10 protein-coding genes and 2 pseudogenes are annotated in these 13,581 nt (G+C 70.3%); 2 read left to right on the top strand and 10 right to left on the bottom strand.

All coding sequences use genetic code 11. The features are described 5' to 3' along the window. Positions 1-284: 284 nt before the first annotated feature. The 5 genes and pseudogenes from AB0N06_RS05020 to guaA all read right to left on the bottom strand — a co-directional run bounded on the left by AB0N06_RS05020 (position 285) and on the right by guaA (position 5,247). Complete coding sequence (locus AB0N06_RS05020; protein ID WP_366133329.1) at positions 285-1,550, bottom strand: hypothetical protein; 1,266 nt, start codon at positions 1,548-1,550, stop codon at positions 285-287. A gap of 113 nt (positions 1,551-1,663) precedes the next feature. Further along, a complete protein-coding gene (locus AB0N06_RS05015) occupies positions 1,664-2,461 on the bottom strand; it encodes a class II aldolase/adducin family protein (protein ID WP_366133306.1) in 798 nt (265 codons plus the stop codon). 92 nt (positions 2,462-2,553) lie between these two features. Next, positions 2,554-2,859 (bottom strand): annotated as a pseudogene (locus tag AB0N06_RS05010) (SAM-dependent methyltransferase); the annotation flags it as partial. A 75-nt stretch (positions 2,860-2,934) separates the two neighbouring features. Then, a complete protein-coding gene (locus AB0N06_RS05005) occupies positions 2,935-3,537 on the bottom strand; it encodes a Uma2 family endonuclease (RefSeq protein ID WP_366133305.1) in 603 nt (200 codons plus the stop codon). 114 nt (positions 3,538-3,651) lie between these two features. Beyond that, positions 3,652-5,247 carry a glutamine-hydrolyzing GMP synthase gene (gene guaA / locus AB0N06_RS05000; protein WP_366133304.1) on the bottom strand — a complete coding sequence of 532 codons (1,596 nt, stop codon included), beginning with the start codon at positions 5,245-5,247 and terminating at the stop codon, positions 3,652-3,654. A 383-nt stretch (positions 5,248-5,630) separates the two neighbouring features. Here guaA and AB0N06_RS04995 point away from each other — a divergent pair, with 383 nt between their 5' ends. Beyond that, complete coding sequence (locus tag AB0N06_RS04995) at positions 5,631-5,936, top strand: chorismate mutase (protein ID WP_358860534.1); 306 nt, start codon at positions 5,631-5,633, stop codon at positions 5,934-5,936. A 95-nt stretch (positions 5,937-6,031) separates the two neighbouring features. Here AB0N06_RS04995 and AB0N06_RS04990 read toward each other — a convergent pair whose 3' ends face one another. After that, positions 6,032-6,259 (bottom strand): hypothetical protein, encoded by a 228-nt coding sequence (locus AB0N06_RS04990; protein ID WP_366133303.1) that lies wholly within the window; start codon positions 6,257-6,259, stop codon positions 6,032-6,034. Positions 6,260-6,351: 92 nt separating this feature from the next. Further along, entirely contained in the window at positions 6,352-6,531 is a 180-nt protein-coding gene (locus AB0N06_RS04985; protein WP_366133302.1) for a hypothetical protein, read from the bottom strand. 202 nt (positions 6,532-6,733) lie between these two features. On the opposite strand from AB0N06_RS04985, the pseudogene AB0N06_RS04980 reads away from it, so the two are divergent. Continuing rightward, positions 6,734-6,961, top strand: a pseudogene (locus tag AB0N06_RS04980) (transposase); the annotation flags it as partial. Between the two features lie 933 nt (positions 6,962-7,894). On the opposite strand, the gene AB0N06_RS04975 reads toward AB0N06_RS04980, so the two are convergent. The 3 genes from AB0N06_RS04975 to AB0N06_RS04965 all read right to left on the bottom strand — a co-directional run bounded on the left by AB0N06_RS04975 (position 7,895) and on the right by AB0N06_RS04965 (position 13,547). Beyond that, positions 7,895-9,724, bottom strand: coding sequence for a GMC family oxidoreductase (locus AB0N06_RS04975; protein WP_366133301.1), 1,830 nt, complete (start codon positions 9,722-9,724; stop codon positions 7,895-7,897). A 243-nt stretch (positions 9,725-9,967) separates the two neighbouring features. Then, entirely contained in the window at positions 9,968-11,584 is a 1,617-nt protein-coding gene (locus AB0N06_RS04970) for a succinic semialdehyde dehydrogenase (RefSeq protein ID WP_366133300.1), read from the bottom strand. A gap of 316 nt (positions 11,585-11,900) precedes the next feature. Beyond that, positions 11,901-13,547, bottom strand: coding sequence for a protein kinase (locus tag AB0N06_RS04965; RefSeq protein ID WP_366133299.1), 1,647 nt, complete (start codon positions 13,545-13,547; stop codon positions 11,901-11,903). Between the last annotated feature and the right edge of the window lie 34 nt (positions 13,548-13,581).

The following is a 13,581-nucleotide window of genomic DNA, read 5'->3' as shown; positions in this document are numbered from 1 at the left end:
AAGACCCCACCCTTCCGTCGACCCGTCACCAGACCATACGTACGCGGTGAACGGGCTGCTCAGCTACCCCGCGGTTCGATCAGACCCAAGCGACGGCCGGAGGAAGGACGGCCGGTCTCAGATCGGTCGGGGCTGGGTGCGTGCAGCTGCAAGGCGGAGGAGGGAGGCAACGCGGAGGGGCCCCTCCCATGCCTTTCGGGCTATGGGGGAGTTGTTGACTGACGACAACGCCGCAGATGTGCGCACCCAGCCCCGCGACGCCGCCCCCCATGTGCCGGCCGGTCTCAGTCCGTGACGTCGATCTCGACCCGGTTCGTCTCCACCCCGGCGGCTGTCACGACCTGGACGTCCACCCGCCCGGGTTCCACCTCCACCGGGACCGGCACGGTGAGCACGGTGTCGGTCGGGTTGGCGAAGCCCCCGGTGACCGGGATCAGCGGAACATGGACATGAACATGGCCGATTCGGACCACCATGCGGGCCAGCCGGTCCGGGGCCCCGGCGCCTGGCGGCACGAAGCCCGCGCCGCGGATCTCGATGTCGTCGCCGGTACGGATCGGCGCGTCCAGGTCACCGGCCTCCCGGGCCCGTACGACGGACAGCACGACCGGGCGCCCGCCCTCCGCGTGCTTCCCCGCGAAGTACGTCGCCGCGGAGACCGCCACCAGCAGGGCCAGCCCCCAGGGCAGATCGGGAAGCTGCTCGGGCCGGCGGGCCAGCCGGACCGCGGAGAAGAGGACGGCTACGGCGCTCACCAGCACGTACTGCACATCCGTGAAACTGCCGCGCCCGGAGTCGTCGGTGAGCAGATCGGCTGCGCGCGGCCGGTCCGCCCGCAGCTTCTGCAGGCGCTGCGCGAGGACGCGTACGGTCACCACCCGGCGGACGAGCACGGCGACGGCGCACACCAGCGCCAGCACCGTCAGCACCCCGGCGCCACGCGCCAGTTCCAGACCGTCGATCAGCGCGTCGCGCTCCGCGTGGCCGGAGGCCCCGGCCAGCTGCAGCGCGAGGACGAGTACGGAGAAGACGGCGAGCAGCACCCAGGCGACGGCGACCGCACGGGAGGTGGAGAGCCGGTTGTCCTCGCCGATCAGCGGGGCGAGGACGCCGCCGCGGGCCCGGTGGAAGCGGGCGGCGCCGGTCAGCAGCGCCGCGGTGACGACCCCGGCGAGCAGACCGGCGGTGCGGGCGGTCGACCAGCCCGCGCCGATCGCGGTGACCGACTCGCCGATGACGAGCACGGCGACGCTCCCCCAGACGACGGCCAGGGTGCGCTGCCAGACCCGGTGGAGCCAGGCGTCCCCCTCCTCCCGGCTGCGTTCGGCGACCGTGCGGGCCGACTCGGTCAGCTCGTCGGAGACCCACTGACGGGTCGCGGACGCGGACTGGGCGACGCCGGTCGGCAGGCCCTGGCCCGCAGCGAGTCCGTCCCGTTTGGCCAGGAAGGCGGCCACCGCGCGCCGGTGCCCCTCGCGCGCTCCGTGCGGGCAGTCGCCGCACGTACAGCCACCGCCGTGCGCGCCTTGTCGTGCCTCGTCCAACGCCACGGAGAACGCCGCCCTTTCCCGCCCCAGTACTGCCAACTGACCACCGATTGCTGCGAATTGTGCCGTACGGGACGGCCAGATGCCGCATCGGGGCGGTCCGGACGGGTAGATCGTCAGAACGTTCGAGCAATCCGCTTCCACAGCGGCTGGTAATTGATCCAGGCCACCAGGTCGCTGCCGAGCTGTTCGCGGGTGGCGACGGCGTCCCGGTGCTCGATCAGCACTGGCTTCCCGGCCGCCCGCGCGGTCAGCTGCACCTGGCAGGAGCGCTCCATGGTGAGGAACCACCAGGCGGCCGCGTCCACCGAGTCACCGACGGTCAGCAGCCCGTGGTTGCGCAGAATGATCGCCTTGCGGGTGCCGAGCGCGGCCGCGATCCGACGCCCCTCGTCCTCGTCGACCACGACCCCCGTGTAGGCCTGGTAGACCGCGTGATCCTCGTAGAACGCGCAGGATTCCTGGGTGATCGGCTCGATGAACTCACCGAGCGTGGACAGCGCCCGGCCGTGCAGGGAGTGGGTGTGCGCGACGGCGACGACGTCCGGGCGCGCCCGGTGCACCTGGGCATGGACGGCGAACGCCGCCTGATTGACGTGGTGGCGCCCCTCGACGACCTGACCATCGCCGTTGACCAGGATCAGATCCTCCGGGCTCATCCCGTCGAAGGGGGCGCCGAACGGGTTGACCCAGAAGCAGTCGGAGAACTCCGGGTCGCGCGCGGTGAGATGGCCGGAGACCCCGTCCTCGTACCCGTACTCACCGAACAGCCGCAACGCCCCGGCCAGCCGCTCCTTGCGGTGCGCGCGTTCCTCGCCGACCGACTCGTGGACGGGCGGCATCGCGAACTGCAGCTGTTCGACGGGGATCGGCGTGGGCTCGGGCATGGCGACTCCTCGGGGCTCCCAGGTCATTCGGCTCGGAAGGTACCGCCGGTCACCGCAGGTGACCAGAGCGATCACGTACCGATTCATGCACCGGACCGGGTACGGGTTCGGGGCCCCTTTCAGGCGCTGAGCACGAGGTAGGCGAGGCCGAATGTTCCCCGGTAGCCCCCGTAGTAGCCGGTGCGTCGGTCGTCAACTGCTGCGACGACATCCCCGTGCAGCGGATGCCCCGGGTTGGCCGGCGCCCAGCGCTCGCCCCTCCCGATGTTGGCGTTCGCCTCGAAGAGGTCCCATTCACGCTGGTCGGCGACGGTCACCTGGAGCAGCCGCAGCCCGACGGCCTCGGCCTGCCGGATCAGCTCGAGCAGCGAACCGAAGTCCCCCGGCTCGGCCCCCAGCCCGGCCAGCGCCCGCTCGGACGGCTCAAGGGCGCGGATCTCATCGGCAGGCATGAGGGTGAAGCCTGGCACGGATACCGGGAGCGGTTCTCCCCAATTTTTTTACGGGCGGCGGCGGTTGATCGCGGTGAGGTCGATCTCGATGGGGAAGGGCACGTCCAGCTTCAGCTTGTTGTGGTGGATGCCGGTGGCCACGTAAGCCCTGAGCGCGGGATCGAGTTCGTAGACGTACACGACCGGCAGGCCCTGATTCTGCTCCACCCGCCAGAAGTACCGCACGCCTGCGGCGGCGTACTTGCGGGGCTTGACGTCACGGTCCCTGTCTTCCGATTCCTCAGAGACGACCTCCACGGCCAGAATGACGTCCTCCGGCCGGAGCCACGTATCTTTTGGACCGGTATCGGCCCCGCGAGGAACCACCAGCACGTCCGGCTCAGGTCGGTTCCGCTTGTTCAGCCTGATGCTGAATTCTCGGAAGACATCGAGATCGTCCGGGGCCTGGTCAAGAAGTGCGTTTTCCAGCAGACGCATGGTTCGCATATGAAACTTGGTCTGCGGACTCATGAAAACGAGGCTCCCGTCGATCAACTCCGTGCGCCTTGGCAGGTTCGGCAGCCGGTCGAGGTCGTCAGCCGTCCAGCCGCCGGGCGGGGGGACCGGATAGTTGTACTTCTCGTCCAACTCGAACTCGGGTGCGGCGCTCATGATTGCTCCCATAGGAGTGAGTCTCGTCTCTTGAGCCAGCGTACCCAGCGGATACGGCAATGCCGCCGCTCGGACGAATGAGCGACGGCATCACGTTGACCCTGCGGGGCGGGTTTACTCCCACTCGATGGTGCCCGGCGGCTTGCTCGTCACGTCGAGGACGACGCGGTTGACGTCGGCGACCTCGTTGGTGATGCGGGTGGAGATCTTCGCCAGGACCTCGTACGGCAGACGCGACCAGTCGGCCGTCATCGCGTCCTCGGAGGAGACGGGGCGCAGCACGATCGGGTGGCCGTAGGTACGGCCGTCGCCCTGGACGCCGACCGAGCGGACGTCGGCCAGGAGGACCACCGGGCACTGCCAGATGTCGCGGTCGAGTCCGGCCGCGGTCAGCTCCTCGCGGGCGATGGCGTCGGCCTCGCGCAGCAGGTCGAGCCGGTCCTTGGTGACCTCGCCGACGATCCGGATACCGAGACCCGGGCCGGGGAACGGCTGGCGCTGGACGATCTCCTCCGGCAGGCCGAGCTCCTGGCCGACCATCCGGACCTCGTCCTTGAACAGCTGCCGCAGCGGCTCGACGAGCTGGAACTCGATGTCGTCGGGGAGGCCGCCCACGTTGTGGTGGGACTTGATGTTGGCGGTGCCGGTGCCGCCGCCGGACTCGACGACGTCCGGGTAGAGCGTGCCCTGCACGAGGAACGCGACGTCCTCGCCGGCCGCGCCCGCCTCGGCGACGAGCTCGGCCTGGGCCTGCTCGAAGACGCGGATGAACTCGCGGCCGATGATCTTCCGCTTCTGCTCGGGATCGGAGACCCCGGCCAGCGCCTTCAGGAACCGCTCCTCGGCGTCGACGACCTTCAGCTGGACGCCGGTGGCGGCCACGAAGTCCTTCTCGACCTGCTCGGTCTCGCCCTTGCGCATCAGACCGTGGTCCACGTACACGCAGGTCAGCTGGGAGCCGATGGCCTTCTGAACGAGGGCTGCGGCGACCGCGGAGTCCACACCGCCGGAGAGTCCGCAGATGGCGCGCTTGGTGCCGACCTGCTCACGGATCAGCGCGATCTGCTCCTCGACGACATTCGTCGTGGTCCAGGTCGGCTCGATGCCCGCGCCGCGGTAGAGGAAGTGCTCCAGGACCTGCTGGCCGTACGTGGAGTGCAGAACCTCGGGGTGGTACTGGACGCCGTAGAGCTTCTTCTCGTCGTTCTCGAAGGCAGCGACCGGTACGACGTCCGTGGACGCGGTGACGGTGAAGCCCTTGGGGGCGGCGGAGCAGGCGTCGCCGTGCGACATCCAGACGGACTGCTCGGCGGGCGTGCCCTCGAAGAGCGTGGAGCCGGTCTTGGAGACGGTCAGCGGGGTGCGGCCGTATTCACGGGCACCGTTGTCGTCGACGGTGCCGCCGAGCGTGGTGGCCATCAGCTGGAAGCCGTAGCACATACCGAAGATCGGAACCCCGGCCTCGAACAGCGAGCGGTCGAGACTGGGCGCGCCGTCCGCGTACACCGAGGAGGGGCCGCCGGACAGGATGATCGCCCGGGGGTTCTTGGCCAGCATCTCGGCCACCGGCATCGTGGACGGGACGATCTCGCTGTAGACCCGGGCCTCACGGACGCGGCGGGCGATGAGCTGGGCGTACTGCGCGCCGAAGTCGACGACAAGGACCACGTCGGGTGTGGTGTCGGGGGCGGCGGGGGGTGCTGCTGGCACGGGGGCGGCCTTCCGGCGTTGAGAGGGGGGTCGGTTCTGCCGATTCTACCGGGGTTGCGAGAGAGAGGGATTTCTGCGTCTTCCAGGGTACGGGCCAAGACCCTCCGGGCGTCGGCCGGAGCGGTGCGCGCGACCGCGCCGTCGGCGGCGTCTCAGCATCCGGGCCGCGCGTTGGCCCATCGCCCCGCGCGGGTCCATACTGGCGCCATGCGTCAGCACACGACCTTCGTCTTTACCTATGGCATCCGGCCCGCCGGCTGCCATGGTCGTGCTGCTTGAGCAACTGACAAGCAACGTTCCAGGCGCCCCGGGCCGACAGGCCCGGGGCGTTCTGCGTTCGGGGCCCGACCGCTCCGGGGAGCACATCCCCCAGGAGTCACACCATGAGCAACAGCACCGCCGCCGCGAAGACCCTCATCGAGAAGACCGGTGCGAACACCGATGAGGCCGCCCGGCTGATCGGTGACGCCCGCGAGCGCATCGACGCCCTCGACGACCGGATCATCGGGCTCGTCCAGGAACGGATGGCCGTCTCGGCAGTCATTCAGGAGGCGCGGATCACCTCCGGCGGCCGCCGGGTCAACCTCTCCCGCGAGATGGAGATCCTCGGCCAGTACCGGAAGGCGCTCGGCAAGCCCGGCACCTCGCTCGCCATGACGCTGCTGGAGCTGTGCCGCGGCCGCGTGTGACTCCGCATGTGTGGCCCGCCCATGTCACCGTCGCTGGGTGTCGCTGGGTGGACGCGCACGCCGGGGCGCCTGCGGTGCAGGCGCCCCGGCATCGGTCAGCGGCGGATCTGGTAGGCGCGGGTCGCCGTCTGCTCGATGGTGTCGCCATCGGCATCGGTGGCCTGCACGCGCAGCGACACGAAGCCCGCGTTCGCGGGGTTGTCGATCGTGCCGTTGAGGCCGTCGTCGAGGCGGACCTGCTGCCAGTTGGTGCCGTCGTCGTACGAGGCCCACAGCTTCGCCCCGGCGAGCTTCAGACCGTCCAGGCCCTTGGGGTAGCGCACGCCCAGTCCGATGCGGGTGGTGGAGTGCGGCCGGGCGCTGTTGGCCTGGTCGACGTCGAGTCGGTAGTCGACCGACGGGACGGGGAGCAGGGTCAGTCCTTCCTTTCGCTCGGAGTGGACGCGCCGCCGGCCGCTGCGGCTTCCGCGGCCCGCTCGGACAGCGGCGGTCCCACCTGCGGCCAGTAGTCGATCCAGCCCGCCATCCCGAATACGAGGGCTCCGCAGGGGGCGGTGACAGCGCCCAGATCCACATCGGCATCGGTATCGGTCATCCGCAGATTGAACAGGTACGGAGCCGAATGGATCAAGGCGGGTCGCATCCGTGCGGGGCCCCGGCACGGGTTCGATCCCGTCAGACGCCCACGACGCGCACACGGTCGCCGCAGAGCCGCGCGTGTTCTGTCCAGTCGGTGGTGGCGCAGGTTCGGCGTGCGAACTGCGTGAAGCGGGACCGACGACGTCACGTGCCTCAAGGTCCCGCCCCGCCGCTGGATGGTGGAGCGACGTTTCGGCCGGCTGGTCCGAAACTGCCGGCCGGCCCGCGACTACGAACGGCTGACCGCGACCTCCGAGGCCCTGATCAAGGTGGCGATGATCCGCCTGATGCTCGTCCGGCCCGCCGGGCAGCCATCACGGTGGAGCCATGAATCCCACCGCAAGACCGCCCGAACCAAGACCGTCAAGGACCCCGTCGCAGCGTAATCAACCGGCCACCCGACAGGCTCTCACCCGTACGGCGCGTGACCGGCACCTCGGTGGCTTCGTTGATCCCGGTGTCCGTGCCAGCCAGGGGCGGCCCAGGAAGAAACCACGCGTGGCTCCGCTGGAGCGTGTGGCGTACTGCAGGTACGCCGTGGGACCGCGCCCCAGCGTGCGTGACCGGTCGGCAGGGGACAGCTGCCCGGTCACCCCAAGAGCGGTCGGCCCCGGGGACGCCCGGAGCCGACCGCATCCGGACGAAACGGTTGCGCGGGACGCAGCCGATCCAGCACGATGCAAGGGGCAAGTCCCCCATATCGCACTACCCACGACGTGGGTCGACGCCTCGTACGCACCCCCGGTGCGCGGGGGGCGCCGACTCGACGCACCACCTTCCCGCGGCGCCACCCCCCGGCGCCGCCCCTCGGCACCGGCGCTGCCCTGACGTCGGTGCTGATCGACAAGGGCCCCGCGGGCCGGTTCACACCGGACCGCGGGGCCCTTGGTCATGGAGCAGCGGCGAATTTCCGCAGGTCACGAGGGCGACGGAGCGCCATGCGGCATATGTCACATAAAGATTCCGTGAACACTGGGACAACCATTGCGGCGGCTGGCTGGTCATGCATGCAGAACAACGGCCCCAGCTGTGACCCCCTCACGGAAGGCCCGTCCCCACCCGCGTACCGCGGCCACAGCGGTACACCGGATTTCTGAGGTCTTCATGAAGCTTCGCCGCGCCATGGCGGTGGCCGCCGCCACCGCAGTCATAGCCCCCGTAGTGCTCGGCGCCGGTGCGATGTTCGTCGTGCGGCGCCGCAGGAACGGTGACGCCGCCGCGTAACGGGCGAGGTCACCGGTCGGCGTGAGGGGCTGCACTCGGAGGGGGGTGCAGCCCCTTTCCGCTGTCCGGATCCGCCCCGGTGCGAAAGCGAGGCCCTACTGCTTCTTCTTCGGCGGGACCGTCGGCAGACCCAGGAACGGCAGCCTCAGTGCGCCGAACGCCTCCTTCGGCACCGCCGGTGCCTTCGGCTCGACCGCGGCCAGCCGTTCGTACGCCTCGCCCTGCGCCGGGCGCGGGTCCGCCTCCCCCTTGTTGGGCCAGAACGACATGGCCCGCTCCGCCTGCGCGGTGATGGTCAGCGACGGGTTGACGCCGAGGTTCGCGGAGACCGCAGAGCCGTCCACGACCGAGATGCCCGGGTGCCCGTACAGCCGGTGGTACGGATCGATGACACCGTCCTTCGCGCTCGCACCGATCGGGCAGCCACCGAGGAAGTGCGCGGTGAGCGGGGTGCCCATCAGTTCGCCGACGTTCGACCCGGCGAAGCCGTTGATCTCGTCGGCGAGCAACGAGGCGCTGCGCGTCGCCTCCTCGATCTGGGTGGGGTTGGGCGCCCCGTGCCCCTGCCGGGCGGTGAGCAGGCCCTTTCCGATACCGCTGGGCTTGCGGTACGTCGTCAGGGAGTTGTCCAGCGACTGCATGACGAGACCGATGATGGTCCGCTCCGACCAGCGACGGTTGGAGAGCGACCGGACGGCGAGGGTCGGGTGCTTGGCCATGTTGCCGAGCCAGCCCAGCACCCGGCGGCTGCCGTACGGGACCTGGAGGATCGACAGGGAGCCCATGGCGTTGGAACCCTTGCCGTAGCGGACCGGCTCGATGTGGGTGTTCTCGTCGGGGTGGATCGAGGACGTGATGGCGACGCCCTGGGTGAAGTCGGCCTTCGCGGTGCCGTGCTTCCTGCGGTAGCGGCGGTCGCTGGTCTGGGAGCCGACGAGCGCCTCGGAGTTGGTACGGGTCAGCTCGCCGAGCCTGGCGGAGAGCCGGGGCAGCAGCCCCTTGTCCTTCATCGTGTGGAGCAGGGTCTGGGTGCCGTACGTGCCCGCCGCGACGACCACCTTGCGGGCGCGCAGCCGCGTCGGCCCGCCCTTCTTCCGGCGGTCCGTCGGGACGGTCGTGACGTGGTACCCGCCCTCCGGGTCGTCCGTGATCGCGACGACGGAGGTCATCGGGTGGATGACCGCACCGGCCTTCTCGGCGAGGTGGAGGTAGTTCTCGTTGAGGGTGTTCTTCGCGCCGTGGCGGCAGCCCGTCATGCATTCGCCGCACTCGGTGCAGGCCTTGCGGGCGGGGCCCGCGCCGCCGAAGTACGGGTCGGCGACCGTTTTGCCGGGCTTCGCCTTCGCCGCGCCGTCGGCGTCGTTGCCGTCGCCGAAGAAGACACCGACCGGGGCGAGATGGAAGGTGTCGCCGACGCCCATGGCCTGCGCGGCCGCCTTCAGATGGACGTCGGACGGGGTCATCGTGGGGTTGAGCCGCACCCCGAGCATCCGCTTGGCCTGGTCGTAGTACGGCGTCAGCTCGTCCTGCCAGTCGGTGATGGAGGCCCACTGGCGGTCCTCGAAGAACGGGGCCGGCGGGACGTACAGCGTGTTGGCGTAGTTGAGGGAGCCGCCGCCGACGCCCGCCCCGGCGAGCACCATCACCTTGCCGAGCAGATGCACGCGCTGGATGCCGAAGAGCCCGAGGGCGGGGGCCCACAGGTAGTTCTTGATGTCCCAGGAGTTCTTGGGGAGGGTGCCGGGGGTGAAGCGGCGGCCCGCCTCCAGGACCCCGACCCGGTACCCCTTCTCGCTCAGCCGCAGGGCGGACACCGCGCCGCCGAAGCCCGAGCCGACGACGAGGACGTCGTAGTCGTACGCCGCGTCGTCCTCGGTCTCACCCGCCGGTCCGGCCTGATTCTGGGCAGGGCTGTCCTGGGACATGGCTCTCCTCGGTGCGAAAAGGACAGAACGTGCTGCGGTGTTACGGGCTCCCCCACGATAGGGAGTGGATCAGCGAGCGGCGTCGTGCGGCTTCGATTGCAAGGCGGAGGAAGGAGTCGACGCGAAGGGGCCCCTCCCATGCCCTTAAGGCCATGGGGGAGTCGGTGACTGACGACAACGCCGCAAGCGGAGTCGCAGGGCGTCGGGCGCCCACTCCCTACCGTGGGGGAGCCCGTTACGGGCTCAGCGCAGGCGGAGCGCCTTCATCACCTGCAGACTGCGGCTCATGAACGCCGCGTACTTCTCGTCGTCCATCCCGAAGGACGGGGCGAGCGGGATCAGCCTCTGCTGGGCGACGGTCTGGGCCTCGGTGTACTTGAGGATGCCCTCGGAGCCGTGCCGCCGGCCGAGACCGGAATCCTTCATGCCGCCCATCGGGGACTGCACGCTGCCGTAGGCGGAGGCGTACCCCTCGTTGATGTTGACCGTGCCGCTCCGCAGCCGGGCGGCGACCCGGTGGCCGCGCCTGGAATCCTTGGTCCAGACGCTGGAGTTCAGGCCGTACGGGGTGGCGTTGGCGAGGGCGATGGCCTCGTCCTCGTCGGAGAAGCGGTAGAGGGAGACGACCGGGCCGAAGGTCTCCTGGGTGCAGACGGCCATGGGTGCCTCGACGCCGTCGAGGATGGTCGGCTCGTAGAACAGCGGGCCGATGTCGGGGCGGGCGACGCCGCCCGCGACGAGTGTGGCGCCCTTCTCGACGGCCTCCGCGACATGCTGCGTGACGGTCTCCAGCTGGCGTTCACTGACGAGCGAACCCATGTCGGCGCCGTACGCGAGGGAGCTGCCGAGCCGCATGGCCTTGGTGCGGGCGGCGAACCGCGCCACGAAGTCGTCGGCGACCGACTCGTGGACGTACAGCCGCTCAATGGAGATGCAGAGCTGTCCGGCGGAGGAGAAGCAGGCGCGGACGGCGCCCGCGGCGGCCTTCTCCACGTCGGCGTCCTTCAGGACCAGCATGGCGTTCTTGCCGCCGAGCTCCAGCGAGACGCCGACCAGGCGGGCGGCGGCTCCCTGAGCGACCTCGCGGCCGGTACGGGTGGATCCGGTGAACGAGACGTAGTCGGCGTGCTTGACGACCTCGGGGCCGACGACCGGTCCGTCACCGAGGACGACCTGGAACACCTCGGCGGGCAGCCCGGCCTCGATCAGCAGGTCACGGGCCCAGAGCGCGGTGAGGGCGGTCTCCGTGTCGGGCTTCATCACAAGGGCGTTGCCGGCGACGAACGCGGGCAGCGCGTCGCCGACAGACAGTTCGAGCGGGTAGTTCCACGGCGCGATCTGGCCGACGACGCCGCGCGGCTGGCGCAGCTCGGTCGCCTTGGTCAGCGTCGGTACGGCACCGGTGTGCCGCCTCGGCTTCAGATACGAGGACGCCTTGCGCCCGTAGTGCCGGGCGACGATGGCGACCGCCTGTACCTCCTCGTGGGCGTGCAGGCGGGCCTTGCCGGTCTCCAACTGGATGAGGTCGAGGACCTCGGCCTGGCGCTGGAGTACGAGGTCGTGGAAGCGGAGCAGGACGGCGGCCCTGGCCCGGACGGGGGTGGCGGCCCAGGCGGGCTGGGCGGCGCGGGCCCGGGAAAAGGCTTCGGCGACGTCCTCGGGGGTGGACTCCGGCAGGTCGGCGAGCTTCTCCCCGGTGAAGGGGGTGTGGTTCGCGGTACGGCCGGAGCCGACGGCGCCACGGGTCAACTGGGCGACCACCTCGGGCGTCACCACGTCGGCGGCTGTGCGCGCGCCCGCGGGGGCGGCGGCCACAGGGTTCGAACCAGGGTGGGCAACAGAGGCCTGCGAGTCCGTCATGGGGCGAGCGTATGTCCAGCCGCACACTTTGGATACCCGCCGGTAACAGGTTTTCACAGTCCCCACAAATCGAGCCAGTGTTCACTGGCGGCATATTTGCTGATCAGGGGCTATCTACCGAGCCGGACGGGCCGACCGGCCGTTCGCGAAACAACTGCGCGGCAGCGGCACGCAGTCCTCAGCGGACGCGGGATCCTCGTGTGCCCGATCCTCCGCACGCTCCTCCGGCCGGTCGTCCGCGGATTGGTTCTCGGCCACCGCCGCCCTGCTCCCCCTGGTTTTCCGTGCGCTCGTCATGCCGCACGCGCAGGCCCCGTCAGCCGGCGTCACCCGGGGCGCGCCAGCCCCGCAGCATCGTGTCGAACTGGCCCCGCGTCGCGTCCCAGTCCTCCGCCGGACCCGACATGTACAACGCGTACTCCGGGCCGCCGTCCTCCGCGAAGTACATCTGATCGATCGCGTGGCGCGGGCCGGGGTGATCCTTGGATTCGGTCCAGGTGAACTCCCAGAGGGATCCGGGACGATCGCGGTAGGGGTTGGAGTGGAGGGTCTTGCGCTCATAGCCCGGCAGCCGCCCGGTGAGCGTCTTCTCCAGGTCCACCATGTGCATGTAGGGGCTGTCGAAGTCGGGCTCCGGGTCGACGCTGATCCGGATGTAGTGCTCGCCGTTGTCCGGGGTGTAGTCGACGTTCCGACCCTTCACCCGGCGTTTCCAGCCGTCGGGGACGACCAGGCCGAATCCTTCGGGATCGGTGACCGGGTGCCAGCCGTCGGGCACTGCCTTGGCGGAGGGGCCGGGCCCCGGGCCCTGGGACGGGGTGTGCGGCGGAGTGCCGGTCGCATGGACCGTTCCGCTCTCCGTGCCGCCCGTTCCGGGGCTCTCGCCGAACTTCATCGCGGCCAGTCCGGCGCCACCGCCGACCAGCGCGGCGAGCGCGATGACCAGGACCGTCGTACGCCACCGGCCGCGGCTGCGGCGGGTCACCGGGCCGGCCGTGAACTGCGGTTCGGGGTCGAGTGCCTCCGGCCCGGTACCGGCGGTGCGCCCCGTGGCACCCGGGTCCGTCGCCCGCAGGGCTTCCTCGGGCACCCGTTGCGTCGGTACGTACGCCTGCGCCGCCCGGGGCTCCCGCCCCTCCATCGCGTCCAGCAGCATCCGTTCCGTCTCGGCCGCCGAGGGCCGGTCCGCCGGGTCCTTGCGGAGCAGCGCGGTGATCACCGGGCCGAGCGCGCCGGCCCGGGCGGGCGGCGGCGGTTCCTCGGCGACGACGGCCTGCATGGTGGAGATCGGGGACGTACGACGGAACGGCGAGCGTCCCTCGACCGCGGAGTAGAGGGTGGCGCCGAGCGACCAGAGGTCGGATGCGGGACCGGGATCGCCGCCGCGTACCCGCTCGGGCGCCAGATAGTCGATGGACCCGACGAGTTCACCGGTCCTGGTGATGGTCGAGTCGCCCTCTATCGCGGCGATACCGAAGTCGGTGAGCAGCACCTGACCGTCACGGGCGAGGAGTACGTTGCCGGGCTTCACGTCCCGGTGCAGCACACCGGCGGTGTGCGCGGCGCGCAGCGCGCTCAGGACATGGAGGCCGATCCTGGCCGCTTCGCGCGGCGCGATCTCGCCACTCTCCTTGGCGGCGTCGGCGAGTGACGGACCGTCGACGTACTGCATGACGAGCCAGGGCCTGTTGTCGTACTCGATCACGTCGTGGACGGTGACCACGCCGGGATGGGTGATGCGGGCCGCGGCGCGGGCCTCCTTCTGGGTCCGGGCATGGAGCACGACCCGGTCGGCCTCGGCGACGTACAGCCCGGCGGTCAACTCCTTGACAGCGACGGTGCGATGCAGCACTTCGTCGTGGGCGCGCCACACCTTGCCCATGCCGCCGCGCCCCAGGACTTCACCGAGCCGGTATCTTCCGGCCAGTATCAGTCCCGCTCCCGTTCCTTGTGATCGTTCCACTGTCCCCCGCCCCGTTTCCTTCGAATGCCAGGTT

The sequence above is a fragment of the Streptomyces sp. NPDC051020 genome (assembly GCF_040683105.1).
Classification (GTDB): Bacteria; Actinomycetota; Actinomycetes; order Streptomycetales; family Streptomycetaceae; genus Streptomyces.
Note: the sequence above shows the minus strand (reverse complement) of the source record. Positions and strands in the feature narration are given on the sequence as shown.

Coding starts and splice junctions, on each gene's coding strand:
- AB0N06_RS05015 (WP_366133306.1), bottom strand. CDS start 2,461: ATGACCTGGGAGCCCCGAGGAGTCGCCATGCCCGAGCCCACGCCGATC.
- AB0N06_RS05005 (WP_366133305.1), bottom strand. CDS start 3,537: ATGAGCGCCGCACCCGAGTTCGAGTTGGACGAGAAGTACAACTATCCG.
- AB0N06_RS04995 (WP_358860534.1), top strand. CDS start 5,631: ATGAGCAACAGCACCGCCGCCGCGAAGACCCTCATCGAGAAGACCGGT.
- AB0N06_RS04985 (WP_366133302.1), bottom strand. CDS start 6,531: ATGACCGATACCGATGCCGATGTGGATCTGGGCGCTGTCACCGCCCCC.
- AB0N06_RS04975 (WP_366133301.1), bottom strand. CDS start 9,724: ATGTCCCAGGACAGCCCTGCCCAGAATCAGGCCGGACCGGCGGGTGAG.
- AB0N06_RS04970 (WP_366133300.1), bottom strand. CDS start 11,584: ATGACGGACTCGCAGGCCTCTGTTGCCCACCCTGGTTCGAACCCTGTG.